Origin of the sequence: Streptomyces sp. HSW2009 (assembly GCF_040240285.1) — a bacterium.
Classification (GTDB): Bacteria; Actinomycetota; Actinomycetes; order Streptomycetales; family Streptomycetaceae; genus Streptomyces.
Genome location: NZ_JBEHZD010000866.1, coordinates 1 through 2,156, shown reverse-complemented (window position 1 = coordinate 2,156; position 2,156 = coordinate 1). Strand labels below are relative to the sequence as shown.

The window sequence follows — 2,156 nt, the reverse complement described above, 5'->3', positions numbered from 1 at the left end:
CCCCAAACCCCCGCCCCGCCCCCGCCCTCCCCTCGCCCCCGTCCCTCACTCCTCCACCGCCAGCGCCCCCGTCGTCCGCGTCAGGACCTCGCCGCGGAAGAAGGCCGGGCTGCGGTGGTGCATGACGGTCATCAGCAGGGCGCCCAGGGCGAGTAGGCCGACCCCGATGGCGAAGACGCTGCCGACGCCGAAGAGGGAGCTTCCGCTTCCGTATGCCGGGTCGCTCATGTCGTACAGCGTCTTGCCGAAGACGGCGGCGAGCAGCACGCCGCCGACGGTCGGCGCGATGCCCTTGAACAGCAGGGCGCGGGCGCTGCCGCGCAGTTCGCGGCGGAAGTACCAGGTGCAGGCGAAGGCGGTGAGCGAGTAGTAGAAGCAGATCATGAGGCCGAGCGCGTAGATCGTGTCGATGAGGACGTTCTCGCTGATCAGGCTCATCACGGCGTAGAAGAGGCCGGTGGCCGCGCCCGCGGCGACGGTCGCCAGGGTGGGGGTGCGGTGGAGCGGGTGGACCCGGGCCAGGGCGGCCGGCAGCGCCTGGTACGTGCTCATCGCCAGCACGGTGCGGGCCACCGGGATGAACGTGGTCTGGAGGCTGGCCGCGGCCGAGGCCAGCACGGCGACGAACAGCAGCACGCCGAGGCCCGGGCCGAGTACGGGGTCGGCGAGGGCGGCGAAGACGTTGTCCGCGGTGTCCGGATTGCCGAGCCCGGTGCCACGGTCGCCGACGCCGGCGAACATCTGAGCGGCGACGGCGGTCAACAGGTACGAGCCGACGAGTACGACCATCGCCAGCAGGGCCGCCCTGCCCGGCGTGCGGTCACTGCCCGAGGTCTCCTCGTTGACGGTCAGACAGGCGTCCCAGCCCCAGAACATGAAGATGGAGAGCGAGAGCCCCGCGGTGAAGGCGGCGAAGGACGGCACCGCGAACGGGTTCAGCCAACTCCACGAGAAGCCGATCGACCCGGCCACGTCACCGCTGCGCGCCTTGCCGATGGCCAGGGCCACGAACAGGACGAGCACCACCAGTTGCAGTCCGACCAGCGCGTACTGCACGCCCTTGGTCGCGGTCATGCCGCGGTAGCTGACGGCGGTGGCGAGGGCGATGAAGACGAGGCAGGTGAGGACGTGTACGGCCGTGTTGTCGTCCAGGTCGGCGACGGCCGGGCTGCCGGTCACCTCGCCGAGCAGCAGGTACCAGAAGGAGGTGGCGACGCCGGCGAGGTTGGAGAGCACGATGATCGTGGCGATCACCAGCCCCCAACCGCACATCCAGCCGACCCGGGGCCCGAACGCCCTGACCGTCCAGGTGAAGGAGGTGCCGCAGTCCGGGACGGAGCGGTTGAGCTCGCGATAGGCGAAGGCGACGAGCAGCATCGGTAGGAAGCCGGCCAGGAAGACGGCGGGCATCTGGAGTCCGACTTCGCCGACGGTGGGCCCGAGGGTGGATGTCAGGCAGTAGACCGGGGCGACGGTCGACACCCCGATGACGGCATTGCCCAACAGGCCGACGGAGCCACCGCCGAGCCCCTTGCCCCGCACCTCTGGTGACCGGGCGCCGGGCGCCTCGGTCTCTGTGTCGGGTGAGGTGGCTGAGCTGGGCGTACTGGCCGCGCTGGTCGCGCTGGTCGCACCCACTGCGACCGCGTTCGTACGGGCGGCACTCGCACTGTCCTCACCTGCACCGACCGCCCCCGTACCGGCCACCCCGGCACCCGCCGCGCCAGCCGCACCCGTACCGGCCCCGTCCCCACCGGCCGCACCCGTACCAGCCGGAATCCCACCGGACCCGTCCCCACCGGCCACCCCCCTGCCCCCGCTCATGCGGCCGGTCCCGGGAGCGGGGGCAGGAACGGAGGCCGCGGGGGTGCCGGGTACGGCGGGACTACCGGAAGCAGCGCGGCTGCCGGGAACGGCACGGCTACCGGGAGCAGTGGGGCTGTCGGAGGCAGCCGGACCACCGGGGGCAGCGGGACCACCGGAGGCAGCGGAGCTACCGGAAGCAGCGCGGCCACCGGAAGCAGCACCGCCCCCGCCTGCCGAACCGTGGCGGGCCGCGGGGGGCGCGCGGCCCCCCCCCCGGCCGTCCCGGGGGCCCGGGGGGGGGGCGGGGGCGGGGGGGCCCCCCGCCCCGGGCGGGGGGGGGGGGGGTCGGG

At 73.5% G+C, this 2,156-nt stretch carries 1 protein-coding gene; it reads right to left on the bottom strand.

Annotated elements, in window-relative coordinates; translation table 11 throughout:
• Positions 1–45: 45 nt before the first annotated feature.
• On the bottom strand, positions 46–1,824 hold the full coding sequence (locus AAHZ94_RS33040) for an APC family permease (protein WP_349997395.1): 1,779 nt from the start codon (positions 1,822–1,824) through the stop codon (positions 46–48).
• Between the last annotated feature and the right edge of the window lie 332 nt (positions 1,825–2,156).